This window comes from Sphingopyxis sp. DBS4 (assembly GCF_024628865.1).
GTDB lineage: Bacteria > Pseudomonadota > Alphaproteobacteria > Sphingomonadales > Sphingomonadaceae > Sphingopyxis.
Genome location: NZ_CP102384.1, coordinates 503,768 through 529,474 on the forward strand (window position 1 = coordinate 503,768; position 25,707 = coordinate 529,474).

Genomic DNA, 25,707 nt, shown 5'->3' on the forward strand with positions numbered 1-25,707 from the left:
GTCCTTGTCATGGAATCCCGCGGCGCCGCTTGCGAAGCGCCGCGGGACATAGCCGTCAGAATTTGACCGCGAAGTCGACCCCGAATTCGCGCGGCGGCTGATAGAATTGCGAGATCGGGGTCGCGCCGGCGTTGGTCGCGCCCGAAATCACCTTCTGATCGGTGAGGTTCGAGCCGTAGACGGTGACCTTCCAGCGGTCGTCCTCGCCCGCGACCGCGATGCTCGCGTTGAGCAGTACGACCTCGTCGCGGTAATAGCCGGGATTGTTGCTGCGGCCCCAGGTGTTGAAGCGCGACGAATAGCGCGCGTCGCTATGCAGCTTCACCTCGCCGAACGACACCGGGATCGCATAGTCGACCGACAGGCTCCCGCTCCACTTCGGCGCATTGGCGAGGTCGAGGCCGGTCGAATCGGTCGGGACCGCGAAGGTGCCGTTGGGCACGCCGTTGATCAGGATCGGTTCGGCGGGCCCGCACTGGCCGACCTCGGGCGCGCCGTTGGTGAAGACCCCGTTCGTGTCCGCACAGAAGTCGGTGTAGCGCGCGTGGAGGTAAGCGAGGTTCGCGCCGATGGTGAAGCCGTCGGCCGGACGAAGCAGCGTCTCGACCTCAAAGCCATAGATTTTCGCCGCGGCGATATTGGTGGTGATATTCTCGGCACGGACAGCGCCCATCTTGGTCACCGACCCCTGCAGGTTGCGGTAGTTGTTGACGAAGCCCGCGACGTTCAGGCGCAGCAGCCGGTCGAACAGGTCGGTCTTGGCGCCGACCTCGAACGCATTGACGCGCTCGGGATCATAGGGGCCGACATTCTCGGCGATGGTGCCGCGCGAGTTGAAGCCACCGGCCTTGTAGCCCTGCGAATAATTGGCATAGATCATCGCGCTCGGCGACATGCGATATTCGACGGTCAGACGGGGGGTGAACTCGGCCCATGACGCCTTGAGGTCGGCGGCGAAGGACGAGATTTGCGCGCCGCTGAGCAGCGAATCCATCACCGCCTGGGTATAGGCGTCCCCGGTCAGATTGCCGACCGACGTGGTGTTGGTGCGCACCTGCGTCGCGATGCTGTATTTCTTGCGGTCATGGCTGTAGCGGCCGCCGAGCGACAGCGTCAGCCCCTCGGCCGGATGCGCGTTGACCAGCGCGAACATCGCATAGCTTTCGGTGTCCTGATGAAGCTGAGCGAGCGTCGTCAGGGCGGGGCTTGCGAACACGGTGTTGAACTGGCGCCACTTGTCGGCCTGGTAATAGAGGCCGACGACGAAATCGACCGGCTCGCCGGCGGGTGAAACGTAGCGCAGTTCGCCGCTCTTTGATTCGCCCGAGAAGTCGCGGATCACGTCGAGATTCGGCGCGGGGGTGATCAGCCCGTCGAAGTCGCCGCGGGTGACATAGGACAAGTGGCGATAGCCGAGCACCGACGTGATCGTGCCATAACCGACGTCGAGATTCGAGGTCCACGAACCACCATAGGTTTCGGTATTGGCATAGGGATCGAACAGGACCGCCGACTTGCGGACGTCGTCGCGGGCGGCCTTTGGCAGCAGATCCCAGTTCGGGTCGCCGTTGTCGAGGACGTGCGGCGCCGGGCCGGTCGTCTTCTGCTTCAGCCAGTCGGCGACGATCGTCGAGTTGAAGGCGCCGCCCTGGTCGTAGTTGAGCGCGCCGCGCACCGATTTCACATTGGCGCCGTTCAAGCGGTTGCCGGTGATCACGTTGCGGGAATAGCCGTTATAGTCGCGGAAATTGACCGAGACCTTTGCTGCAAGCGCACCATCGGCGAAACGGCCCGAATTGAGCTTGCCGCGGAACTGCTTGAGGCCGAACGAACCGAGCGTCACGCGCACCTCGCCGCCGAAATCCTCGGCCGGGCGCGCGGTGATGACGTTCAGCGTGCCCGCGAGATTATTCTTGCCGAACAGCACGCCCTGCGGTCCCTTCAGCACCTCGACGCGTTCGATGTCGAACAGGTCGAGCATCGTGCTCGACACGAAGGGGATATAGACGCCGTCGATGATCGTGCTGACCTTGGGATCGGCGTTGGGATCGGGGTCGGAGGTGCTCATGCCACGGATCGAGATCATCGGCACGTTGGCGACCAGGCCCTGCGTCTGAAGGACGACGTTGGGCGCGATGCCGTTGAGGCTGGTGATGTTGGTGCTGCCGCTCGATTCGACCATTTCGGCGTTGAAGGCCGAAATGGCGATCGGAACATTCTGGATGCTCTCCGACCGGCGCTGCGCGGTGACGAGGATGTCGCCATAGCTGTTGTCGGCGTCCGATGCCGCGCCATCGGCGCTTGCATCGGCGGGGGCTGCATCGGCGGGGGCCGCGTCCTGCGCGTGGGCGGGCGCGGTCGCCAGCGTAGCAAGCGCGGTCGAAAGGAACAGGAAAGCCGTCTTCATAAATCCTCCCAGGTTGCGGCCGAGCACGACCTTTTCCGCAAACGCCATCGCGGCGAAAATGCGGATACGCATTCGACCTCGTCTCTTCATTCGGAACGGGGGTGATCGACAGATGCCGTTTTTCCAACGGCGCGGACGTCTGACGCGTCCCTCGACTCATGCCGGCGGTGTGGGCCTCCTCCGTTCTCATCCCAATTGTAGCAGGCGTCAAAAATACTTCAAGTACTAAGTATTATGCTTTTGAAGCGGCATGAAATGGCGGAAAAGCGCTTGTGCAACCGGTATGGGATTCTGTATAAGTTAGAACTCTAAGCATTTTTGGTCCTCGCGGAGAGGCCGTCGACGGAAGGGTGAGGCGACATGAATCGGGCTTATCGGTCAGGCTGTGCAGGCGCGGAGACGCGATGAGTTCGCGCGGCCCCCGCACGCTCTATGACAAGCTCTGGGATGCGCATGCTGTCGCCGAGGATGACGGCGAGACCCTGCTTTATATCGATCTGCACCTGCTCCACGAGGTAACATCGCCGCAAGCCTTCGCGGGACTCGCGGCGACGGGGCGGACGGTGCGGCGGCCCGAGCGCGCGCTGGGACTGTCCGATCATAATGTTCCGACGACGGGGCAGGCCGCGGGACCGGCCGGTGTCGCCGACGCCGCGGCGCGGGCGCAACTCGAGGCCCTTGTCGCCAACACGCGCCGTTTCGGGATAGAGAATTTTCCGATGGGCGATCCGCGCGGCGGCATCGTCCATGTCGTGGGCCCCGAACAGGGGCGCTCGCAGCCGGGAATGACGATCGTCTGCGGCGACAGCCACACCTCGACCCACGGGGCATTCGGGGCGCTCGCCTTCGGGATCGGCACGTCGGAGGTCGAGCATGTGCTCGCGACGCAGACGATCCGTCAGCGCAAGTCGCGCAACATGCGGATCAGCGTCGAGGGATGCCTCGCGCCGCATGTCCATGCCAAGGATCTGGCGCTGCACCTGCTCGGGCTGGTCGGGGTCGACGGGGCGACCGGGCATGTCATCGAATATGCGGGACGCGCGGTGCGCGGACTGTCGATGGAAGGCCGGATGACGCTGTGCAACCTCAGCATCGAGATGGGCGCGCGCGCCGGGCTGGTCGCGCCCGACGCGACGACCTTTGCCTATCTCGAAGGGCGTGCGGCGGCGCCGGCGGGCGATGCGTGGGTCGCGGCGCTGGCGCGCTGGCGGGCGCTCCCCAGCGACGCCGACGCCGTTTTCGACCGTGAGATACGGGTCGACGCCGCCGATGTGGCGCCGATGGTGAGTTGGGGCACGAACCCGTCGCAGGTGATCGGCATCGACGGACGGATTCCCGACCCCGCGATGCTGTCCGGCGTCGATGCCCGCGACGCCGCCGAGCGCGCGCTCGCCTATATGGCGCTGTCGCCGGGGCAGCCGATCGCCGGGACGCCGCTCGACCGGGTGTTCATCGGCAGTTGCACCAACAGCCGGATCGAGGATCTGCGCATCGTCGCCGACATCGTGCGCGGACGCCGCGTCGCGCCGCATGTTCGCGCGATGGTCGTGCCGGGGTCGGGGCTGGTCAAGCGCGCGGCCGAGGCAGAGGGGATCGATGCCGTGCTGCGCGCGGCGGGTTTCGACTGGCGCGAGCCCGGATGCTCGATGTGCGTCGGCATGAACCCCGACCGGCTGCAGCCCGGCGAACGCTGCGCCGCGACCTCGAACCGCAATTTCGAGAACCGGCAGGGGCGCGGCGGGCGCACGCATCTGATGAGCCCGGCACTCGCTGCCGCGAGCGCGATCACGGGGTGTATCGCCGACCCCGCAAGTCTCGCCTAGGGCCGATCGACATTCAGCTCTGGCGGCCTACAAATGGCGGCTTTTCGTGCTTCCGGTGCTCACGTGCCATGAGCACGCTGCGCTCCGGGTCACGAAAATCCACCATTTTCGACTCGCCATCTTCTGAATGTCGATCAGCCCTAGGCGATCGCCTCGAACCGCGTGATCGCCGCTTCGTGCCGCATCGTCCGCGCGATGTCGTCGAGCCCCTCGATCAGCGTCCGCCGGTCATCGGGATCGACGTCGAACGCGATGCTTTCACCCGATGCGAGCGTGATCCGCTGCTCGACGAGATCGACGGTCATCGGCGCGAATTGCGCGAGCGCGACCTCTTCGCGCAGCCGTTCGCATATCGCGTCGGGCAATCGAATCAGCAGCAGCCCGTTCTTGCGCGCATTGTTCGAGAAAATGTCGCCGAAACTCGGCGCGATGATGCAGCGGATGCCGAAATCGGCGAGCGCCCACACCGCATGTTCGCGCGACGATCCGCAGCCGAAATTGCGGTCGCCGATCAGGATTTTCGCCTTCCGGCATGCGGCGGCGTTCAGAATGAAAGCGCCGCGTTCGGAACCGTCCGACGCGTAGCGAAGCTCCTGAAACAGATGCCGGCCGAGGCCGCTGCGCGAGAGCGCCTTCATGAAGCGCGCGGGAATGATCATGTCGGTATCGACATTGGCGAGCGGCAGCGGCGCGGCTACCGCGGTCAGCCGAGTGAATTTATCCACGAATCTCTCTCTATAACTTAGCATACTAAGTATATTACGGCAGCGCCTTTGTCCAACCTTATCGATGCTCCGAAGCTATTGCCGCGCGAATCATAGACCCCTAAGGTTCGCGCAAAGGGGACAGTCCTTGGCAAAGAAGAACCAGTCTTTCCGGTATCCGGCGGAATATTACACCAACCCGGAAAACAGCATCGGCTATCTCGCGCGCATCGTTTTCCGATCCTTTTCGCGCCTGCTCGAACGCAGCACGCTGGCCTATGACGTGTCGGCGGGGCAATGGCGTTTCCTGCGCCAGCTCTGGCGTGAGGACGGCATCACCCAGCGCGAGCTCAGCGAACGGGTGGGGATGCGCGAGCCGACGACGGTGGTGGCGCTGAAGGGACTCGAAAAGGCGGGCTTCATCACGCGCACCAAGACGGCGGAGGACCGGCGCAAGACCTTCATCTATCTGACGCCGCACGCCAAGAAGCTCGAACTGATTCTCGCGCCGTTGAACGCCGAGGTTCACAAGGTCGCGACCCGCGGCATGACCGACGAGGAGGTCGAGACGCTGCGGCTTCTGATGCGGCGCGTCATCGAGAATCTGGCCGACGAAACCGCCAAGCTGTCGACGCTGTCGGACGTCAAGGCCTGATCGCTGCGTCAAAGCGGTTGCGGTCCCGTCCCGAAACAGATTAGTATTCTAATCATTTTGTCGGGGAGGGAAGATTGACCAGGATTGCGGTTGTCGTCGGAAGCACGCGCGAAGGTTCGTTCAACCGGATGCTCGGAAGGCTCGCCATCCGGGCGCTGGAGGCGGAGGGCGCCACCGTCGCCGATATCGATCTCGCGGCTTTCGATCTGCCGCTCTATTCGGCGGCGCTCGAGGCCGATGCCTTCCCCGCCGACGCCGAACGGCTGAAAGCGCTCTTTGCGGCGCAGGACGGCCTGTTGTTCGTGTCGCCCGAATATAATGGCTCGGTATCGCCGTTGCTCAAGAATGCGATCGACTGGGCGTCGCGCCCGACCGGGGACGAATCGCTCGTCGCATTGAGTGCCTATCGCGGCAAAGCGAGCGCGGTCATGGCGGCGTCGATCAGCCCGTTCGGCGGACTGCGCGGCCTGATGCACCTGCGTCAGATCCTGTCGACGATCCAGACATTGGTCATCCCCGAACAGGTGCTGGTGCCCAACGCCCATGCCGCCTTCGATGCCGACGGCAACCTCGTCGAAGCGCTGCCCGCGACACTGGTCGGCATGACCGCGGCGCGGTTGGTCGCGGTGGCAAAGGCTCTCGCCGTCTAGCTCTTGCGCTCGATATTGTCGCCCCAATCGGCCTCGAGCGTGGCGAGCAGCGCGTCGAACCGTTCGTGGCCGAGCCGTTCGGCGAGTTGATCGGATAGCGCGTCCATCGCCTGCTGCGCATCCTGCCGCATCCGCGCGCCCGTCGGGGTCAGCGATACGATCATGTGCCGCCGATCGTCCGGGTCGGGGGCGAGTTCGACCATGCCGAGCTTGATCATCTGATTGATCGTGCTGTGGATCGCCTGGCGCGATACGCCGAGGTTGCGGGCGATGTCCGACGGGCGCACGATGCCGCTGACGATATTGGTCATGACCATCGACTGCGGCCGGCTGACGTCGGGCCAACCGCGATCGTGAAGCCGCGATTGAAGGCCCTCGTCGAGCCAGCAGAAGCGCTGGAACAGAGCGATGATAAGCTGATTGGTGCGCATGCGACGCTGACGATATACCCCTGGTTGCCGGCGGGCGCCGACAGGATCACGCTAGAAGAGCGGGAGACGCGAGGCAAGGCAGGGCGGCGTTGCCAAAACAAAATACTTAGTATACTATCTTTTTAGAGCCGAGGGAGAGATGCACCGCATGGACGGTTTGATGCAGAATGTGCCGCTGACGGTCGACCGGATCATCGACCATGCCGCGAACTGGCACGGCACGCGCGAGATCGTGTCGCGCGACGCCGAAGGGCGCGTCACCCGCACGACCTATGCCGATGTCCGCGAGGATGCGAAACGGGTATCGAACGCGCTCGCGGCGGCGGGAATGAAGCCCGGCGACCGCGTCGCGACGATGGGCTGGAACAGCGCGCGGCATCTGGCCGCCTGGTACGGCGCGGCGGGAATGGGGGTGGTGCTCCACACGCTCAACCCGCGGCTGTTCCTGGAGCAGATCGCCTATATCGCGGGTCATGCCGGCGACCGGCTGCTGATTGCCGATCCCGCGACCGCCGATCTGGTCGAGGAGCTGCTGCCGCAGGTGCCGTCGATCGAGAAAGTCATTTTCTTCTGCGACGCCGCTTCGCTGCCGAAGACGAGTTTCGATGCGATCGCGTTCGACGACTGGATCGCGAATCATCCGGCCGATTATGCATGGGGCGGCTTCGATGAAAATGCCGCCTGCGGGCTCTGCTATACCAGCGGGACGACGGGCAATCCCAAGGGCGTGCTCTATTCGCATCGCTCCAATTACATCCATGCGCTGATGACCTTGCAGCGCGACGCGCTCGCGCTGTCTGCGCGCGACACGGTGCTGCTCGTCGTGCCGATGTATCATGCCAATGCCTGGGGTGTCGTCTATTCGGCGCCCGCGGTCGGCGCGAAGCTGGTGCTGCCGGGGCAGCGGATGGACGGCGAATCGATCTACAATCTGATCGAGGGAGAAGGCGTCACTTATTCCGCCGCGGTGCCGACGGTGTGGCAGATGCTGCTCACCTATATGCAGGAAAACGGCAAGCGTTTCACGACGCTGGAACGTGTCACCATCGGCGGCTCGGCGTGTCCCGAATCGCTGATCCGCACCTTTCGCGACGATTATGGCGTCGACGTCATCCAGGGCTGGGGCATGACCGAAACCTCGCCGCTCGGCACCGTGTCGGTGCCCAATGCGTCGGTCGCGGCGAAGGGCGACGACGAGCAGATGGCATACAAGCTGAAGCAGGGCCGGCTGCTCTGCGGGCTGGAGATGAAGCTGGTCGATGACGCCGGGAATCGTCTGCCGCACGACGGCAAGACGCCCGGACGGCTGATGATCAAGGGGGCCACGATCGCGCGCGGCTATTTCGGGGGCGAAGGCGGCGACGTGCTCGATGCCGAAGGTTTCTTCGACACCGGCGACGTCAGCACGATCGACGCCGAAGGCTATATGCAGATCACCGACCGCGCCAAGGATGTGGTGAAGTCGGGCGGCGAGTGGATCAGTTCGATCGAGATCGAGAATATCGCGATGGGGCATGACGCGGTCGCCAACGCGGCGGTCGTCGGCATCGCGCACCCCAAATGGGACGAGCGGCCGATCCTGCTGTGCGAGCTGAAACCCGGCGCGAGTGCGTCCGCCGACGACCTCAAGACCTGGCTCGACGGCAAGATCGCCAAATGGTGGATGCCCGACGACGTGCTGTTCGTCGACAGCATCCCGCTCGGCCCGACCGGCAAGATCGACAAGAAGGCGATCCGCGCGGGGCTCGACGGCTACACGCCGCCTTTCGAAGTGACCCGCTGACAATATTCATATCAGGAGAGACGATGATGGTGGACCCGAACGGGATCGAAGCACTGGACGCAGAATTCATCGGACGCGTGTCGCCGACCGCGCCGCGCATCCAGGCGGGCGGGCATCCGTGCCAGGGCATTTACTGGACCGAGGCGGGCAAGCGCCCGAAGGTCGCGATCATCGCCACCCATTACAACGTCGATTTCTCCGAACATTATATCGCGCCCTATTTCGCGCGGCAGGGCTTCGGTTTTCTCGGCTGGAACACGCGTTATCGCGGGGTCGAGGACCAGTTTCTCCTCGAACATGCGGTGCTCGACATCGGCGTCGGCATGAAATGGCTGAAGGAAGAGGCCGGGGTCGAACAGATCGTCATTCTCGGCAATTCGGGCGGCGGCTCGCTGATGGGCGCCTATCAGGCCGAGGCGATCGCGCCGACGCTGACCGATCGCCTGCCTTCGGTCGGGCAGGATGCGCTGGCCGGGTTGGTGAAGGGCGACCTCTATATCAGCTTCAACGCGCATCAGGGGCGCCCCGAAGTGCTGACCGACTGGATGGACGCATCGGTGATCGACGAGAATGACCCGACGCTGACCGATCCCGAACTCGACCCGTTCAACCCCGACAACGGACCACCCTATTCGGAAGCCTTCATTGCCAAATATCGCGCCGCGCAGCGCGCCCGCAACCAGCGCATCACCGACTGGGCGAAGGCCGAGCTTCAGCGTCTGAACGCGGCGGGTATCCCCGACCGCATCTTTCCGATGTTCCGCTGCTGGGGCGACATTCGCTGCGTCGATCCGGCGATCGATCCGTCGGAGCGCAAGCCCAACTGGTGCTATCGCGGCGACCCCAAGATCGCGAACCGCACGCCGAGCATCGGGCGCGCCAACACGATCAAGACCTGGCTCAATATGTGGAGCCTCGAAACCTCGCCGTGCCAGGGCCAGCCGCATCTCGCCAAGCACGACACGCCGGCGCTGGTCGTGCAGGGGCTGGCCGACACCGGCGTCTTCCCCAGCGATGCGCGGAAAATATTCGACTTCCTCGGGTCGAAGGACAAGAAACTCGAACTGATTACCGGCGCGCATTATTTCGAGGATTCGATCGCAGAGCGCCAGAATGCCGCCGATCTCGTCGGCGCGTGGATCCGGGAGAAGCTCTGACGTGACGGCGGATGCCGAGATTGTTGCAGGGCTGCGCGACGCCGGTCTGGTGGGTGCGGGCGATGTCGTCCTCGAGCCGCTGACCGGCGGCGTGTCATGCGATGTCTGGAAGGTCGAGACGCCGGGCGGGCCGATCGTCGTCAAGCGCCCGCTCGAACAATTGCGCGTCGCTGCCGAATGGCACGCGCCGGTCGAGCGCGGGCAGAGCGAAGTGCGCTGGCTGCGGCGCGCGCGCGGCGTCGATGCGCGCATCGCGCCCGAAGTGCTCGCCGAACTGCCGGTCGGACACGCTTTCGCGATGCGCTTCCTGCCCGGCTGCCCGGTGTGGAAGGATGAATTGATGGCGGGCCGGGTCGACCCGGTCTTTGCCGCACAAGTGGGGCAGGGGATCGCGGCGGTTCACGCCGCCACGGCGCATAGCGACAGCGACCGCGCCGATTTCCCCAACGATGCGATGTTTCGCGCGCTCCGCGTCGATCCCTTCCTCCTTTATGTCGCGCAGAGGGATGCGGAACTGGCGCCGATCCTGTACGCGCTCGCCGACGATCTGACCGCGCGCAAGATCGCGCTCGTCCACGGCGATGTCAGTCCGAAGAACATATTGGTCAGCGCCGACGGCCCTGTCTTCCTCGATGCCGAATGCGCGGTTTATGGTGATCCCGCGTTCGATCTGGCCTTCTGTACCACCCATCTGCTGCTCAAGGCGGTGTGGTCGGGCGATGCCCGCCTGCAGGAAGCCGCAGCTGCATTGGTCGCCGCCTATCGAAGGGGTATCGACTGGGAGGATGCCGAGGCGTTGCTGCTGCGGTCCGGCCATTTGACCGCCGCGCTGTTGCTCGCGCGGGTCGAGGGGAAATCTCCCGCTCCTTATCTGACCGACCCCGACCATCGGCGCATCGTGCGCGATCAGGCGCGCGCGCTGCTGCGCGCGCCGACGCCGCTCGACGCGCTCGTTTCCCATTGGCAAAGGACTCTTCCATGACTTCGCGCATCGCTTCCGTTACCGGTCGCCAGCTCTGGGATTCGCGCGGTCGGCCCACGGTCGAGGCCGAGGTCGTGCTCGAATCGGGCGCGGTCGGCCGCGCTATCGCGCCCGCGGGCGCCTCGCGCGGCGCGCATGAGGCGATCGACCTCCGCGACGGTGGCGAGGCGTTCGGCGGCTATGGTGTCAATCGCGCGGTCGCCGGGATCGGATCGGAGATCGCCAGCGCGATCGCCGGGATGGACGCGCGCGAGCAGGCGGCGGTCGATGCGGCGCTCTGCGCGCTCGACAATACGCCGAACAAGGCGCGGCTCGGCGCGAATGCGGTTGTTGCGGTGTCGATGGCGGTGCTCCACGCCGCCGCTGCGGACGTCCGCGAGCCGCTGTGGCGCTATCTCGCGGGGGGACGCAGAGTGCGCGTGCCGCTTCCCGAAATCCAGATTTTCGGCGGCGGCGCGCACGCCGGGCGGCGCACCGACGTGCAGGATTTCATGGTCATGTGCCCGAAGGCGGGCAGTTTTCGCCGCGCGCTCGAAATCACCGACGATGTGTATCGCGCCGCGGGCAAATTGATGGAAGCGAAGGGGCCGCTGTCGGGGGTCGCCGACGAGGGCGGCTGGTGGCCGAATTTCGCCTCGAACGAGGATGCGCTGGATACGCTGACCAAGGCGATCGAGGCGAGCGGACACCGCGCGGGCGAGGAGGTGTTCATCTCGCTCGACATCGCGGCGAACGAGTTCGGCGACGCCTCGGGCTACAGCCTCGCGCTCGACGACGGCCAGCTCACGAGCGAAGAGATGGCGGCGCGGATCGTCGAATGGGCGAAGGCCTATCCGATCCTGTCGATCGAGGATCCGGCGGGTCAGGACGACTGGACGGCGATGGCGGCGGTCACCGCGGCGATCGGCGAGCGGGTGCAGATCATCGGCGACGACGTGCTCGTTACAAATGCCGAGCGGGTCGAACGGGCAGGCGAGGCGGCGGTGTGCAACGCGGCGCTGATCAAGGTCAATCAGGTCGGCACCGTCACCGAGGCGAAGGCGGCGCTCGACGCCGCGGTGGCGCGGGGCTGGGGCGCGATCGTCTCGGCGCGCTCGGGCGAGAGCGAGGATGTCACCATAGCGCACCTCGCCACCGGCTGGGACGCGGGGCAATTGAAGGTCGGCAGCTTCACCCGCTCGGAGCGCATGGCGAAGTGGAACGAGATGCTGCGGATCGAGGAAGCGATGGGCGCCGATGCTGAATATGCGGGCTTCTCGGCCTTTGCCGCGCCGATCGGCACTGTCGCCGCATGATCGTCCTTCACGCCCGCCCGAGCCCCGGCTTCCGCGAGGCGGTCGATGCGATCTTCGGCCCCGGCGTCGTCGTCCATGTTGACGAGGCGGCACCGCTCGATGGCGTCACGGACGAAATCACCGCGCTGCTTCATGTGCTGACGCCGGTGACGGCCGATTTCATCGCTTCGGCGCCGAAGCTCAAGCTGATCCAGAAGCTCGGCGTCGGGGTGAACACGATCGCGCTCGACGCGGCGCAGGGGCACGGTGTCGCGGTGTGCAACATGCCCGGCACCAACAGCCAGGCGGTCGCCGAAATGGCGCTGTCGCTGATGATGGCGGTGCTCCGCCGGACCTGCTTCTTCGACGCGCGGACGCGAGCCGGGGAGGGATGGACCGCCGACCCGTCCGAACTCGACAGCGTGGGCGAGGTGGCGGGGCGCACCGTCGGGCTCGTCGGTTTCGGCCATTCGGCGCAGTTGCTCGCGCCGGTGCTCGCCGCGCTGGGCGCGCGGGTCGTCTATACCGCGCGGAGCGTGCGCGAGGTTCCTTATGAATTTTGGCCGCTCGATCGCCTGCTGGCGGAGAGCGATATCGTCTCGCTCCACATCCCCCTCACCGACGAGACGCGTGCGTCGATCGATCCGTTTGCGATGAAGAAAGGCGCGGTGCTGGTGAACACCGCGCGCGGCGAACTCGTCGATCAGGAGCGGCTGGTCGAGGCGCTGGGGTCGGGCCATCTGCGCGGTGCCGGGCTCGACGTGTTCGCCGAAGAGCCGCTGCCGCGCGGCAACCCGTTGCTCGGCCTGCCGGGTGCGGTGCTCGCGCCGCATATCGCCTGGCTGACCCCCGAAACGCTCGCGCGCAGCCTATCGGTCGCGCACGAAAATTGTCGTCGCCTGAGAGCAGGCGAAGCGCTGTTGCATCAGGTGGTTTAATGTCCCTCCCCATCGTCCTCATCACCGGTCAACTTCTGACCGACGCCGTGTGGCAACCGTTGCTCGATGTGTGGGGCGACCGCGAGGTGATCGTTGCCGACAATCGCAGCGATGACAGCATCGAAGGCTTCGCGCAGCGCCTGCTCGACAATGCCCCCCCGAAATTCGTCCTGATCGGTCACGCGATGGGCGGCTTTGTCGCTTTCGAGGTGATGCGCCGCGCGCCCGAGCGGGTCGCGAAGCTCGCGCTCATCGCGACGCTCGCTTCGGCCGACGGCCCCGCACAGACCGCGCGGCGGCAGGGCTATATCGACCTGGTCGAAAGCGGCCGCTTTGATCAGGTCGTCGAGGAGCGCATCCCGATCCTCTTCCCCGAGGAAAAGCGCGGGGACGAGAGGCTGCTCGGTATCGCGAGGGCTATGGCGGCCGACACCGGCGCGGACACTTTCCTGGCGCAGCAGCGCGCGATCATGGCGCGCATCGACAGCCGCCCGCGGCTCAGCGAGATCGCGGTGCCGACCTTACTGGTTTGGGGCGAAAAGGACGGCATCACCAGCCGCGCGCACCATGACGAGATATTGGAAGCGATTCCGGGATCGCGGCTTGAGCTCGTGCCGGGGGCCGGGCATCTGCCGACGGTCGAGGCGCCTGAGGTGGTGGTGCCGTTGCTGACGGATTTTATCGACGAATAAACTTTGTCATCCCCGCGAAAGCGGGGACCCAGAGCGTGCGTCGGCTGACCCAGCCCTGGGTCCCCGCTTTCGCGGGGATGACAAAGCAATTTTTTAGGTCCGCCGTCGGCTACTTCAGCTCCGCCCGCACAATCGCCGCGCCATCGACCATCGCTTTCAGCTTTGCCTGCGAATGTTCGCGGCTGTGGTATTTCATGCCGCAGTCGGGGGCGATCCACAGGCGTTCGGCGTCGACGTAGCGCAGCGCCTCGCGGATGCGGCCCGCGACCACCTCGGGCGTTTCCACCTCGGGGATCGACAGGTCAAGCACGCCGTACATGATCGTCTTGGTCGGCAGTTCGGCGAGGATCGCGGGGTCGAGCCCCGGCTGCGCCGCCTCGATCGAGATCACGTCGATGGCCGACGCCTCGAGCTCGGCGAGGAAGTCATAGGCCTTGGGTTTCGGCCCCGTAGCGCCCGCGCCGTGGTGGACCATCGCATAGCCGAAGCAGATGTGCAGCGCCGTCGTGCCGCCCACGCCGTCGAGCGCGCGGTTGATCGCCTCGATCGCATAGCTGTTCGCTTCGGCCGCGCGCGCCTGAAGATAGGGTTCGTCGAGCTGGACGACATCGACGCCCGCCGCGAACAGATCCTTGACCTCGGCATTGACCGCGTCGGCATAGTCCATCGCGAGCGACCGCGCGTCGGGATAATAGCCGTTCTCCGCCTGCTGCGTCATCGTGAACGGGCCGGGCAGCGTGAGCTTCACCGGCTTGGTCGAATGGCGGCGGAGGAAAGCGGCATCCTGCGCCTCGATCGGCGCGATGCGGCGGATCGGGCCCGAGACGAGCGGCACCGGATTGGCATTGCCGGTGCGGTCGATCGCGGTGCCGTGCTTCTCGGTGTCGATCCCCGACAAGGCGGTCGCGAGCCGGTTCGAATAGCTTTCGCGGCGCATCTCGCCGTCACCGACGATGTCGATGCCGACCTCTTCCTGATCGCGGATCGCCATCAGCGTCGCGGCCTCCTGCGCATCCGCGAGCCACGGTTCGGGGATGCGCCACAGCGTCTCGGCGCGGACGCGCGGGGGCAGGCTGGCCTTCAATCGCTCGCGGTCGATCAGCCAGTCGGGCTGGGGGTAGCTTCCGACGATCGTCGTGGGCAATATGGGGTGGTCGAACAAGGCCAATCCTCTCGATTTTTGGGCTGGCCTATATTTACTTAGTATTCTATCTAATTCAAGCGAAACAGCGGCGAGGGAGAGCGAAATGATCGATCTGGACGCGATCCGGACCTTGGCGGACATTCCGGCGGCGCAGGCCCGGAAGCGCGGCGATGCGGTCGCGGTGAAATTCGGGACACGCGAAACGAGCTTTGCCGAGCTCGACGCGCGGTCGAACCGCGTGGCGAACGCGCTGCTCGCCTCGGGGGTCGTGCCCGGCGACCGTGTTTCGGTGCTGAGCAAGAATTACGACGGATGGTATCCGCTCTTCTTCGGCACCGCGCGGGCGCGCGCCTGCCTTGCCCCCGTCAACTGCCGGCTCGCGGCCGGGGAGATTGCCTTCATCCTCGGCGATGCCGCGCCGAAACTGCTGTTCGTCGGGGAGGATTTCTTCGACCTCGCGCTTGCGGCGGTCGCCGATCTCGCCGCGCCGCCGCGGCTGGTCGCGCTCTATGGCGAACATCCGGCGTTCGAGAGCCTCGATGCGTGGCTCGGCGAGGCGGCGGCGACCGCGCCCGCCGACGAACCGCAGCTCAGCGACGACGTGCTTCAGCTCTACACCAGCGGCACGACGGGGCGGCCGAAGGGCGTGGTGCTTGCGAACAAAAATTACCGCCGCTTCCTCGAGATGGCGACCGAAGTCGACGGCTTCGCTTATGGCGAGGACGAGACGGTGATGATCGTCATGCCGCTGTTCCACGTCGCGGGTACCAATGTCAGCTTTTCGGGCCTCGCGCAGGGCGGGCGGCTCGTGCTGGTCAAGGATTTCGCCGCCGCCGATGCTATCCGGATGATGACCGACGAGCGCGTCGCGCACGCCTTCCTCGCTCCGGCGATGATCCAGATGATGCTCCAGCAGCCGGGGGCGGAGGCGGGCGATTATTCGCAGCTCCGTTCGATCGCCTATGGCGCCTCGCCGATCGCCGAGGACGTGCTGCGCCGCGCGCGCGCGGTCTTCGGCTGCGACTTCGTGCAATTCTATGGGATGACCGAAAGTTCGGGCGGCGGTTCCTATCTCTCGCCGACCGCGCACGACCTGCCGGGTAAGCTCACTTCGTGCGGTCAGCCGTGGCCGCAGACCGAAATGGCGATCCTGGGCGCTGATGGCCGGCCGCTCGGTGACGGCGAGATCGGCGAGATCGCGATCCGCGGCGATATCGTGATGAAGGAATATTGGCATCGCCCCGAAGCGACCGCCGAGACGGTGGTGGAAGGCTGGCTGCGTACCGGCGACGTCGGCTATCGCGACGCCGACGGCTTTTACTTCGTCCACGACCGGATCAAGGACATGATCGTGTCGGGGGGCGAGAATGTCTATCCGGCCGAGGTCGAGAGCGCGATCATGGGCTGCCCCGGCATCGCCGACGTCGCGGTGATCGGCGTCCCCGACGACAAATGGGGCGAAGCGGTCAAGGCGCTGGTCGTACCCGCACCCGGCGCCGAGATCGACGCCGCCGCCGTGATCGGCTGGGCGCGCGAGCGCATCGCCGCCTACAAGGCGCCAAAGAGCGTCGACGTCATCGACGCGCTGCCGCGCAACCCGTCGGGCAAGGTGCTTCGCCGTGAGCTCCGCGCACCCTATTGGGAAGGCCGCGACCGCGCGGTGGGATAGGGTCAGGACCCTAGGGCCGCGATGCCCGCGGCGGTTCGCTTCGGCTTGCGCCGCGCGCGCATTCATGGTTCACCGCCGCGATGAAGACGCGGCTTCTGCTGGCATTGTTTTCGACCGCCTTGTCTGGTCTGGGGTCGCCGCTGCAACTGCGCGCGGAGGAAGCGCCCCAAGCGGTATCCCCGGCCGCCTTGACCCCCGAAGACGTTCGATCCGATTTCGTCTTTCTCTATCGAACCTTGCGGGAAGCGCATTTCGACCTTTATGCGCACCGCTCCCGATCGGATTACGACGCCTTCTATCGCACCTTGCTCGCCGCGACGAAGGAACCGATGGACGCGGCGGCGGTGGCGATCCTGTTCCAGAAATTCGTTGCCTATGGCCGGATCGGCCATGCCCGAATTGATGCACCGGTCGCCGCATTCGTCGCCTATGTGCGCGGTGGCGGCACCTTCCTTCCGCTGTTTTTGCGCGTCGACGAGGGCCGGGTGGTGCTTACCGAAACCGCGGACAGCGAGGGGAGGCTGCGCGCCGGAACGGAAATTCTCGCGATCGACGATGTTCCGGTCGATGACCTGCTCGAACGGCTTTCCGCTTATGTCTCGGCCGAACGCCCCTATATGGCGCATGCCCAGATGGAGGCGAGTTTCCCCGCGCTTTTCTGGATCGAGCATGGGAATCTTCCCATGGTGACGGTCACGGCCAGACGAGACGGACGTATCGTCAGCGCGCCGGTCCGCGCCCTGACGCTTGCCGAGCGCGCCGCGATCCGGACCAAATTTCCCGTGCCAAAACCGCCGGTTGATTTCGCGACCAGGGAATATCGTCCCTTGGCCGATGGCATCGCCTATCTGCGTCCCGGCCCGTTTTTCAACATCGAGCAACCCGCCGATGGAGCCGCACCCTCATATGAAGCCTCATCGTTTCGAGCCTTTATCGACGACAGTTTTCACAAGATTCTCGCCAGCGGGGCCACCGATCTTTTGATCGATTTGCGGGGCAATCCGGGCGGGGACAATAGTTTCAGCGATCCGATGGTGGCATGGTTCGCCGATCGCCCTTTCCGTTTCGCCTCTTCCTTCATGCTGAAGGCCAGTGCCGCGACGAAGGCCGACTATGCCCGACAGCGCGCGGCGGGTGCTCCGATCGACGCAGGCTTTCGCCGCCAGATGGACGAGGAGGGCCGCCAGCCCAATGGGACGCGCTATCGCTACGATCTTCCGATGGTCCCGCCGCGCGCCGAGCCCCGTTTCCACGGGCATGTCTGGATACTCGTCGACCGGCACAGCTATTCGAACGCCGCGTCGGTCGCGGCGCTGGTGCAGGACTATGGCTTTGGCACGATCCTCGGCGAGGAAACCGCCGACGTTGCGTCCAACTATGCTTCCGTCCAACATTTCACCTTGCCGCGAACCGGGATCGTCGTGACCTATCCGAAAAGCCATTTCATCCGGCCGAACGGCAAGGATGAGATCGTCGGGGTCCGGCCCGACGTTCCGATCGGACGCCCTGCCGTGACGGCGGACGGCGATACCGTATTGGACGAAGCTCTCCGGATCATCGGGCAGGCGCCGGGCTCGGCACGGCGATGAAGAGACGGGCTGTCGACCGTCCCTGCCGACCATCAATCGTCCCCCCCCCCAAAAAAAAAGGCCCGGCATAAAGCCGGGCCAAGAGGAGTTCCCAGTGGTACCCTTGGGAATGTCTATTCGGCCGGCACCGGCGTCCGGCCCATGATCATGCCCTCGCGCTTGGTGCCGTCGGCCTGTACCGGGTCGTGCGCGATGTCGCGTTCGTCGAGTGCGCGCGTCCACGCCGCGAATTCGAGGCAGACGCCGTCGGGGTCGAAGAAATAGACCGAGCGGACATAGACGTCGTCGTTCAGCTCGGCCGACGACTGGGTCGGCGAATTGTCGTGGTTGAGGATCGGCGTGACCTCGACCCCCTTGGCGACCAGGCGCTGGTAATAGTCATCGAACTTCTCGGCGCGGACGTTGATCGCGATATGGTTCATCGATCCGTGCGCCGACACGAAGCTGCCCTTCGTCGGCAGCGCCGCAGGGGCCGAGATGCCGGGGACGGCCTCGGGCGCGTTCGGGAACCAGAAAAAGGCGAGGCTGTCGCCGTTGCCGATGTCGAAGAAGAAATGCTGGCCGCGCCCACCGGGCAGGTCGATCGTCTTGGTCAGCGGCATGCCGAGGACGTCGCGGTAGAATTCGACCGTCTTCGCCATGTCCTTGCACACGAGCGCCAGGTGATTGACGCCGAGAAACTCGAACTCCTTGTTGGATGCAGTCATGATCCGTCTCCTTTGTCGCAGTTCAATTGGGGGTGGCGCTCGGGCGCGCCTTCATGCGGTCGTACCAGGCCGTAACGTTGGTGGCCGCGGGATCGATGGGCTGGCCGACGCCCGCGCCGAAATCGAGAAAGGCGAAGAGCATCAGGTCGGCGAGCGTCACCCTGTCGCCGGCGATGAAGTCGCGTCGTGCGATCAACGGGTCGAGCCAGCGGATGCCGTCCTGCGCGACCGCCTTCAGTCCCGCCGCCGCCTCGGGCAGGCAGCGCATGCGCGATTCGAACAGCGGCAGGCCCTCGGCGAAGCGAAAGCCGTTGGTGAGCGGCTCACAGATCTTGAGGTCGACGCGGCGCGTCCACATGCGCGTGTTTGCGCGCTCCCCGGCGGTGGTGCCGATCAGCGGGGGGGCGGGGAAGCGCTCCTCCAGATATTCGCAGATCGCGGTGATCTCGGCCAGCACCGACCCGTCGTCGAGTTCGAGCGCCGGGGTCTGACCCGCGGGGTTGACGTCGCTGCTGTAGGGCGGGCGCCGGTTCTCGCCGCCGCGCAGGTCAACGGTGACCTCGGGAAGTTCGATACCCTTTTCGGCCATGAACAGCGTCACGACACGCGGGTTGGGGCCAACGCTGTTATAGAATTTCATCCTATCCTCTCCCGAGTCTCATAGCATCTTCCGAGTGAATCGTCAACTTAGTTGACGGTTCACTCTTCGGCTTTCGGGCGCGCCGCGCTGAGGAAGTCGGCGGCGCTGAAGCCCTCGGGGGCCGCGACCTCGACGATCGGATCCTCGCGCGCGTCATATTCCATGCGCAGAGCGCGCGTGATCACCGCGTGCATGTCGTAAAGGCAGGTGATGTAGGTGAATTCGAAAATCTGCTCGTCGTCCCAGAAGCTCTTGAGCTTTTCGAATATCGCGAGCGGGACGCGGCCGCCGGCCTGGCTCAGACAGTCGGCATAGGCGAGGACGGCGCGTTCCTGTTCGTCGTAGCAATCGGCGACCTGCCAATAGGCGATGCCGGCGATCTTCTCCTCGCTGACGCCGAGACCGCGCAGCGACTTGCAGTGCTGCGAAAAGACGAATTGGCTGCTCTTGACCCATCCGGCGCGGGTCTGGCCGAGCTCGCGCAGCACCGGATCGATCTTGCGTGCCGGGTGGCGATACACCGCGAAGCCGTCGACGGCATGTTTGAAGATATCGGGCGCGAGCGCGAAAACGGTCCACCAGTCGCCGGGCGTGCCGGTCGCGGTGCCCGGCTCGGCGACCGGGTCGCGGTCGCCGAACAGGCGATCATAATAGGCGGTGACGACCGCGTCGGTGACTTCCGAACGGGGAACCTGGCGCAGGACGGGCATGGATTACTCCTCAGCTATTGGCGAATTTGCGGAACTCGGCGACATGGGCGCTGTCGAAATATTCGTCGAGCCGGGTGATCCTGCCGTTCTCCACCTTGCAGATGATCGCGCAGGGCAGGCGGACTTCGCCGTCGTCATGGACGCGGCGGCCCTTCAGCACATGCTGCTGGACGAAGCCGCCGGGAAAGACGGTCAGGCGGCGCTCGGCATATTCGCGGTCCTTGATGCGCGCGACCATGCCGGTCAGCGTCTCGGCGGTCTGCGCCGGGGTGACGATCGCTTCATCGGTATTGTGCCAGATCTCGGCCTCGGGCGTGAAGCTGTTTTGCATCGTCGCGATGTCGCCGGCCTCGATCGCGTCGAAGAAGCGCTGCGCCATCGCGCGGATATCGTCCTGCTCTGCCATCATCGTCTCCTTGCGGTCATGCGGCGAAATCGCGGTCGAGGTGGCGCATCATCGCGATCTGGACGGCGCAGGCCGCCACCGCGAAGGGAATGAGCGCCATCAATCCCCAGCGCAGGCTTTCGATGCCGTGATCGGGTTTCAGCATGTCGCTGACGAAGCCCACGAACAGCGGGCCGAAACCCAGGCCGACGATGTTGAACATCAGCATCAGGATCGCGGTCGCGGTAGCGCGCGCGCGCGGCGGGGTCAGATTCTGTACCAACGCCAGCGACGGCGCGATATAGAAAGTGCAGGCGGTCAGCGGCACGATCATCAGCGCCAGCGCCGCCGGCCAGCCATCGATCGTCAGCGCGGCGATCAGCGACGGGATCAGGATCGCGGTGGCGATCGCGGGGACACGGCCATAGGCGCGCGGCGAACGCTGCGACAGGCGCGCCACCAGCCACCCGCCGCCGAGCGTCCCGGCGGCGAAGGTGATGCCGGCGACCGGCGCGAACCACGTCCCCATCGCCGCGAGCGGCATCGCCTGGACGCGCATCAGATAGGCCGGAATCCAGTTGAGCATCCCATAGCTCACGAAGGCGGCAAAGGCCGTCGCGGGCAGAACCAGCATCAGCGACCGCCGCTCGCGGAACAGCCCCAGCGCCCGGGCGAACGGCACGGGATCGTCGTTTGCGCTTTGGTCCATCTGCCCGCGCGCCGGCTCGTGCACCAGCCAGATCAGCAGCGGCCCGACGAGGATGCCGACTGCGCCGATCACCAGAAAGGCATTGCGCCAACCGATGGCCGCCGCGGCCCAGGCACCGAAGGCCGCGCCCACGAACACGCCGAAGGGGCCGTTGCAGGTGAAGAGCGCCATCGCGACGGGGCGCCGGTCGGGCGGATAATAGTCGGCCAGAACCGACACCGACGGCGCGGTGCCGCCCGCCTCGCCGGCTCCGACGCCGAAGCGCATCAGCGCCAGTTGCCAGAAATTGGATACCAGCCCGCACGCCGCGGTGAAGCCGCTCCACAGGATGCAGGCGATGCCGATCAGCCTGACCCGATTCCAGCGGTCGGCGAGGATGGCGACCGGGACGCCCATTCCCGCGTAGAACAGGGCAAAGGCCAGGCCGGTCAGCAGCCCGAACTGGGTATCGCTCAACGCGATATCGGCGCGGATCGGTTCGATCAGCATCGCAAGCAGCTGGCGGTCGACAAAGTTGATCGTTCCGACCACGAACAGCATCGCCAGCGCGACATTGCGGTGCAGTGCGAGCCCGCTACCGGGCGCGGCGGTATCCCGGAGGGCGGTGGCCTCGGTCATATCTCTCCCCGAATGCGCGAGTCTTATCGGTCGAAAATACTTAGATATTTAAGTTTATCTGTCAACCAGCTTTACGGTCGGCGAGGGCCCATGAAAACGCCCCCGCTCCTTGCGGAGCGAGGGCGCGGGACTGCCTTGCGGGCGATCAGAAGGAGGCGCCGAGGGTCAGCCCGAAGGTGCGCGGCGCGCCATAGAAGCGCTGGGTGAAATAGTTCGACGTGGGGGTCAGCGCCGACACATAAGTCTTGTTCGTCAGATTCTTGCCCCACAGCATCGCGCGGAACCGCCCGTCCTGGCTTTCCCAGCCGAGCGAGCCGTCGACGAGGATGAAATCCCCGGTCTTGCCGAAGGGGTCGTTGACCACGGTCGATTCGAAATGGCTGCGGTACAGCATCGCCGCCCGGAAGGTCAGATTGCCCGCGCTGCCCAGCGGAACCGTATAGTCGGCGGTCGCCTGCGTCTGCCATTTCGGCGCACGCACCAGCTTGAGGCTCGTATAATCCTCGTCCACCAGATATTTGCCGCCCGGCAGCGCCGTCACGTCGCCACAGGTCGAGGTCGGCGTTGTCGAATAGCTTGCGGGGCCGTCGAGGTCGGCGCAGAAATCGGTGTATTTGGCGTCGAGATAACCGACATTGGCCGACAGGCGGAAATTCTGCGTCGGACGCAGCGTTGCCTCCAGTTCGATCCCCTTGCTCGTCGCCGCGCCGATATTCTGCTGCGCGGTTTCCTGGCCAGAGGCGACGTTGGGATTGGAGAAGAAGACGCCGAATTCGAGCTGCTTGAACCTGGTGATGAAGCCGGTGAGGTTGAGGCGAAGCAGCCGGTCGAAGAAATCGCCCTTCAGCCCGGCCTCGAACAGTTCGGACGTGTTGTCCTGCGTCGGACCGGCGGTCGTCGGCGTCGCCGACCGGGCGCCGAAGCCGCCGCCCTTGTAACCCTGGCTATAGCCCGCATAGACCATCACATCGTCGGTCAGGCGATAGTCGATCCCGGCCTTGAAGGTCGCGCGGTTACGCTTGTAGCCGAGCTTGAAAGCCGCGCCGGTCGCCAGATTGGCATTGGCGATCTCTTCCATCTCGGCGAGTGACTTCACCACCGAGCGCGAGGTGAAATAGGCCGGCGACAGCAGGGTGCCGACGGGGTCGCGGAAATAATCCTTCGATTCCCAGCTCTGCCGGACGCCCAGCGTGATGTTCAGCCGGTCGGTGATGCCATAGATCGCCTGCGCGAACAGCGCCTTGGAGCTGTTGTCCTGCGACACGAAATCCTGGCTGCCGAACTTCAGGGCCGGGTTGAGCAGCACCGGCAGCGTCGGGAATGCCTGCGCCAGTTCGAAGCTCTGCTTCAGATAATAGCCGCCGAAGACGAGGTTGAGCCGGGCGAGCGCGTCGGTGCGATCCGAAAAATCGGACTGCAGGCGCAGCTCCTGGCTGAACTGGCGATGCGACTGGGTGCGGAAGGTCGGGAAGAAGAAGATTTCCGACTGGTCGTAGTCGCTGTCGTTGAAATCGTCGGTCTCGATATAGCCGGTGATCGACTTGACCTGCCACGAGCCGAGGTCGAGCCCGACATTGCCGATGAAACCGAGCTGGTCGGTGTCGTGGTTGGCGGGGAAGTCGCGGCCGATGGTGAAGGCGCCGTCGTCGGGTTCCTCGAACCCGAATATCGTATAGAGCAGCTGGCTCCTGTTGGGCGCCGCATCGCCGCCCGGCGCGCTCGACCGGTCGCGGACGAGGAAGGCCTTGAGATTGATGTCGAGATTGTCGGTGGGCGTAAAGACGATCGTGCCGCGCAGCGTCAGCCGGTCTTGCCCGCCGATCTTCTTGCCGTTCACGCGATTGGTGAAATAGCCGTCATAGGTTTCCTTGTTGAGGACGAGCCGTGCCGCGAGCTTGTCCTGGATCAGCGGCATGTCGACCGCGGCCCGCGCGTCCATCCGTCCATAGTTGCCGACGGTGACCTCTGCCTGCACGCCCCAGTCGCGGCCGGGATTCTTGGTATAAGCCGCGATGCCGCCCGCAAGCGAATTCTTGCCGAACGACGTGCCCTGCGGCCCGCGCAGCACTTCGATCCGGTCGAGGTCGAAGGTGTCGAGCATCGTTGCCACCGGACGGGTGATGTAGACACCGTCGATCGAGACGCCGACAGGGCTTTCCTCGGTCGATTCGATGCCCTGCGCGCCAAGACCACGGATGAAGATCGCCGCCGAATTGGAAAAGGTCGCGACCGGCTGGATGCTGATGTTCGGGGTCGAGGGGGCCAGGTCGGTGATGTCGCGCGCGGCGGCGGCGGTCAGGCTCCGCTCGTCGAACGCCGAAATCGCCTGCGGGACGTTCTGGATCGTTTCGTTGCGGAAGCGCGCGGTGACGACGATATCGTCCGAACCCCCGCTTTCCGAAGCGCCCTCGTCCTGCGCCATCGCCGGGGCGGCGCCAAGAAGCGTAGCGATCGTCGCGACGCCAGACAGCAGAATCCGATTATGAGCTTTCATGGTCACCCTCCCATTGAGTGTATGCCGCGGTATCGAAAAAGAGGTCCCGATCCGTCAATCTGATTGACCCTTAGTATACTAATTGTTTTATGCTTGTCCATAGGCTGGAAGAAGGATTCGCATGCATGACCGAAGAAAATCAGCACCTCGTTTCGCCGGCTCTGGCGAGTCGTCCCCTGTGCACCGTCGAGTTCGAAGTCGGCGGCGGACTGATCGCGATCGGCGCTTCGCCCTTCGGTGATCAGCGGCTCGGTTACATCACCGGCGGGCGATTTTTCGGGCCGCGAATCAACGGCATCGTTTTGCCCGGCGGCGGCAACTGGTCGCGCGGCGGACGCCTGGGTGAGGCCGCCTCGGCCGGCACCTTCGACGCCCGCGCAGTGTGGCAGACCGACGACGGCGCCCTCATCTATCTGAGCTATACCGGTCGCAGCATCATTCCCGACGATGTTCGCGCGACCTTTGCCGATCCCGCGGTGCCCGACGCCGACTCGTCGCGCTACTATCTGCGAATCGCCCCTGTGTTCGAAACCGCGAGCGAACAATATGGCTGGCTGAACGGCGTGCTCGCGGTCGGTGTCGGCGAGCGCACCGATTTCGGGGTCCGCCATGTGATCCACGAGATTCTCTGACGATGATCGACCTTCACTATTCGGCGACCCCGAACGGGCAGAAGATCGCGATCATGCTCGAGGAGATCGGTGCGCCCTATCGCGTCCTTCCCTATGACATCTTCAACGGCGATCAGTTGACCGAGGCGTTCGGGCGCATCAATCCGAACCATAAGCTGCCCGCGATCGTCGACCATGACCCGGCAAGCGACGGCGAGCCGGTGACCGTCTTCGAATCGGGGGCGATCCTCCAATATCTGGCAGAGAAGGACGGGCGCTTCCTTGCCGCATCGGGCGCCGCGCGCGCGGCGACCTTGTCCTGGCTGACCTGGCAGGTCGCGGGGCTCGGGCCGATGGGCGGGCAGGCGAGCCATTTCCTGCGCTACGCCCCGGCGGGACAGGATTATGCCGTCGAACGCTATACGAAGGAGGTGACGCGGCTGCTCACCGTCCTCGAACGGCGGCTGGAGAAGAGCGCCTATGTCGCGGGCGACGACTATACGATCGCCGACATGGCGATCTGGCCCGGCCGCGCCTCGGCCTTCATCATGGGCATGGGGCTCGACGACTGGCCCGCGACGCGCGACTGGTTCGAACGCATCCGCGAGCGGCCCGCGGTCGCGCGCGCGACGGGGCGCGAAGACCTCAAGGCGCCAGCCAAATATATCGGGCGGCACCAGACGCTCGACGCGCGGGAATGGTCGAACATGTTCGGCGATGCGAACCATGCCGCGGTGAAGGGGGATTGAGGGGTAGGGGCGGTTGCGACCGAAGGCGGCCTGAGTAACATCGTCATCCCGGACTTGATCCGGGATCCATTCTCTCGGCGCCGGACGAATGGATCCCGGATCAAGTCCGGGATGACGAGAGTCTGAAAGTCGCGCGCAGCATCTCTTATCCTCGTCATTCCCGCGCAAGCGGGAACCCCGAGCGTG

The 25,707-nt window shown here is 65.2% G+C and carries 23 protein-coding genes; 13 read left to right on the plus strand and 10 right to left on the minus strand.

Annotated features, from left to right (window positions below; translation table 11 throughout):
* Positions 1 to 55: 55 nt before the first annotated feature.
* Complete coding sequence (locus NP825_RS02430) at positions 56 to 2,479, minus strand: TonB-dependent receptor (RefSeq protein ID WP_257548098.1); 2,424 nt, start codon at positions 2,477 to 2,479, stop codon at positions 56 to 58.
* Between the two features lie 332 nt (positions 2,480 to 2,811).
* Between NP825_RS02430 and leuC the strand changes: the two genes are divergently transcribed.
* Positions 2,812 to 4,230: a 3-isopropylmalate dehydratase large subunit gene (gene leuC / locus NP825_RS02435; protein ID WP_257548099.1), complete on the plus strand. Its 1,419-nt coding sequence runs from the start codon at positions 2,812 to 2,814 to the stop codon at positions 4,228 to 4,230.
* A gap of 140 nt (positions 4,231 to 4,370) precedes the next feature.
* On the opposite strand, the gene leuD is transcribed toward leuC, so the two are convergent.
* Complete coding sequence (leuD, locus tag NP825_RS02440) at positions 4,371 to 4,955, minus strand: 3-isopropylmalate dehydratase small subunit (RefSeq protein ID WP_257548100.1); 585 nt, start codon at positions 4,953 to 4,955, stop codon at positions 4,371 to 4,373.
* Positions 4,956 to 5,082: 127 nt separating this feature from the next.
* Between leuD and NP825_RS02445 the strand changes: the two genes are divergently transcribed.
* On the plus strand, positions 5,083 to 5,589 hold the full coding sequence (locus NP825_RS02445; protein ID WP_257548101.1) for a MarR family winged helix-turn-helix transcriptional regulator: 507 nt from the start codon (positions 5,083 to 5,085) through the stop codon (positions 5,587 to 5,589).
* Between the two features lie 74 nt (positions 5,590 to 5,663).
* Complete coding sequence (locus tag NP825_RS02450) at positions 5,664 to 6,239, plus strand: NADPH-dependent FMN reductase (protein ID WP_257548102.1); 576 nt, start codon at positions 5,664 to 5,666, stop codon at positions 6,237 to 6,239.
* On the opposite strand, the gene NP825_RS02455 is transcribed toward NP825_RS02450, so the two are convergent.
* Positions 6,236 to 6,670, minus strand: coding sequence for a MarR family winged helix-turn-helix transcriptional regulator (locus NP825_RS02455; protein WP_257548103.1), 435 nt, complete (start codon positions 6,668 to 6,670; stop codon positions 6,236 to 6,238). The two genes, NP825_RS02450 and NP825_RS02455, sit on opposite strands and share 4 nt — an antisense overlap.
* A gap of 148 nt (positions 6,671 to 6,818) precedes the next feature.
* Between NP825_RS02455 and NP825_RS02460 the strand changes: the two genes are divergently transcribed.
* From NP825_RS02460 to NP825_RS02485, 6 genes are read left to right on the plus strand one after another with little or no spacing between them, the layout of a single operon-like run.
* Positions 6,819 to 8,453, plus strand: coding sequence for a long-chain-fatty-acid--CoA ligase (locus NP825_RS02460; protein ID WP_257548104.1), 1,635 nt, complete (start codon positions 6,819 to 6,821; stop codon positions 8,451 to 8,453).
* A 23-nt stretch (positions 8,454 to 8,476) separates the two neighbouring features.
* Positions 8,477 to 9,610, plus strand: coding sequence for a lysophospholipase (locus NP825_RS02465; protein ID WP_257548105.1), 1,134 nt, complete (start codon positions 8,477 to 8,479; stop codon positions 9,608 to 9,610).
* Position 9,611: 1 nt separating this feature from the next.
* Entirely contained in the window at positions 9,612 to 10,592 is a 981-nt protein-coding gene (locus tag NP825_RS02470) for a phosphotransferase family protein (protein WP_257548106.1), read from the plus strand.
* On the plus strand, positions 10,589 to 11,887 hold the full coding sequence (eno, locus tag NP825_RS02475) for a phosphopyruvate hydratase (RefSeq protein ID WP_257548108.1): 1,299 nt from the start codon (positions 10,589 to 10,591) through the stop codon (positions 11,885 to 11,887). Before NP825_RS02470 ends, eno begins: the two co-directional genes overlap by 4 nt.
* Positions 11,884 to 12,804 (plus strand): NAD(P)-dependent oxidoreductase, encoded by a 921-nt coding sequence (locus NP825_RS02480; RefSeq protein ID WP_257548110.1) that lies wholly within the window; start codon positions 11,884 to 11,886, stop codon positions 12,802 to 12,804. Before eno ends, NP825_RS02480 begins: the two co-directional genes overlap by 4 nt.
* Entirely contained in the window at positions 12,804 to 13,496 is a 693-nt protein-coding gene (locus tag NP825_RS02485) for an alpha/beta fold hydrolase (RefSeq protein WP_257548112.1), read from the plus strand. The genes NP825_RS02480 and NP825_RS02485 overlap by 1 nt, the downstream gene beginning before the upstream one ends.
* Before the next feature lie 109 nt (positions 13,497 to 13,605).
* Here the strand turns inward: NP825_RS02485 and NP825_RS02490 are convergent, their stop codons facing one another.
* Positions 13,606 to 14,781 carry a 5-methyltetrahydropteroyltriglutamate--homocysteine methyltransferase gene (locus NP825_RS02490; protein ID WP_374046520.1) on the minus strand — a complete coding sequence of 392 codons (1,176 nt, stop codon included), beginning with the start codon at positions 14,779 to 14,781 and terminating at the stop codon, positions 13,606 to 13,608.
* Here NP825_RS02490 and NP825_RS02495 point away from each other — a divergent pair.
* Together NP825_RS02495 and NP825_RS02500 are read left to right on the plus strand one after the other, a co-directional pair.
* Positions 14,744 to 16,309 (plus strand): long-chain-fatty-acid--CoA ligase, encoded by a 1,566-nt coding sequence (locus NP825_RS02495; protein ID WP_257548115.1) that lies wholly within the window; start codon positions 14,744 to 14,746, stop codon positions 16,307 to 16,309. The two genes, NP825_RS02490 and NP825_RS02495, sit on opposite strands and share 38 nt — an antisense overlap.
* An 80-nt stretch (positions 16,310 to 16,389) precedes the next feature.
* Complete coding sequence (locus NP825_RS02500) at positions 16,390 to 17,898, plus strand: S41 family peptidase (protein WP_257548116.1); 1,509 nt, start codon at positions 16,390 to 16,392, stop codon at positions 17,896 to 17,898.
* Between the two features lie 113 nt (positions 17,899 to 18,011).
* On the opposite strand, the gene NP825_RS02505 is transcribed toward NP825_RS02500, so the two are convergent.
* From NP825_RS02505 to NP825_RS02530, 6 genes are all read right to left on the minus strand, one after another.
* On the minus strand, positions 18,012 to 18,605 hold the full coding sequence (locus tag NP825_RS02505) for a VOC family protein (protein ID WP_257548117.1): 594 nt from the start codon (positions 18,603 to 18,605) through the stop codon (positions 18,012 to 18,014).
* A 22-nt stretch (positions 18,606 to 18,627) separates the two neighbouring features.
* Complete coding sequence (locus tag NP825_RS02510) at positions 18,628 to 19,245, minus strand: glutathione S-transferase family protein (protein WP_257548118.1); 618 nt, start codon at positions 19,243 to 19,245, stop codon at positions 18,628 to 18,630.
* A 59-nt stretch (positions 19,246 to 19,304) separates the two neighbouring features.
* Positions 19,305 to 19,955 carry a carboxymuconolactone decarboxylase family protein gene (locus tag NP825_RS02515; protein ID WP_257548119.1) on the minus strand — a complete coding sequence of 217 codons (651 nt, stop codon included), beginning with the start codon at positions 19,953 to 19,955 and terminating at the stop codon, positions 19,305 to 19,307.
* Between the two features lie 10 nt (positions 19,956 to 19,965).
* Complete coding sequence (locus NP825_RS02520) at positions 19,966 to 20,361, minus strand: nuclear transport factor 2 family protein (protein ID WP_257548120.1); 396 nt, start codon at positions 20,359 to 20,361, stop codon at positions 19,966 to 19,968.
* A gap of 16 nt (positions 20,362 to 20,377) precedes the next feature.
* On the minus strand, positions 20,378 to 21,667 hold the full coding sequence (locus tag NP825_RS02525) for an MFS transporter (RefSeq protein WP_257548121.1): 1,290 nt from the start codon (positions 21,665 to 21,667) through the stop codon (positions 20,378 to 20,380).
* Between the two features lie 145 nt (positions 21,668 to 21,812).
* Positions 21,813 to 24,161 (minus strand): TonB-dependent receptor, encoded by a 2,349-nt coding sequence (locus NP825_RS02530; protein WP_257548122.1) that lies wholly within the window; start codon positions 24,159 to 24,161, stop codon positions 21,813 to 21,815.
* A 125-nt stretch (positions 24,162 to 24,286) separates the two neighbouring features.
* Here NP825_RS02530 and NP825_RS02535 point away from each other — a divergent pair, with 125 nt between their 5' ends.
* Positions 24,287 to 24,793 carry a DUF3237 domain-containing protein gene (locus NP825_RS02535; protein ID WP_257548123.1) on the plus strand — a complete coding sequence of 169 codons (507 nt, stop codon included), beginning with the start codon at positions 24,287 to 24,289 and terminating at the stop codon, positions 24,791 to 24,793.
* 2 nt (positions 24,794 to 24,795) lie between these two features.
* On the plus strand, positions 24,796 to 25,521 hold the full coding sequence (locus NP825_RS02540) for a glutathione binding-like protein (RefSeq protein ID WP_257548125.1): 726 nt from the start codon (positions 24,796 to 24,798) through the stop codon (positions 25,519 to 25,521).
* Positions 25,522 to 25,707: the final 186 nt, after the last annotated feature.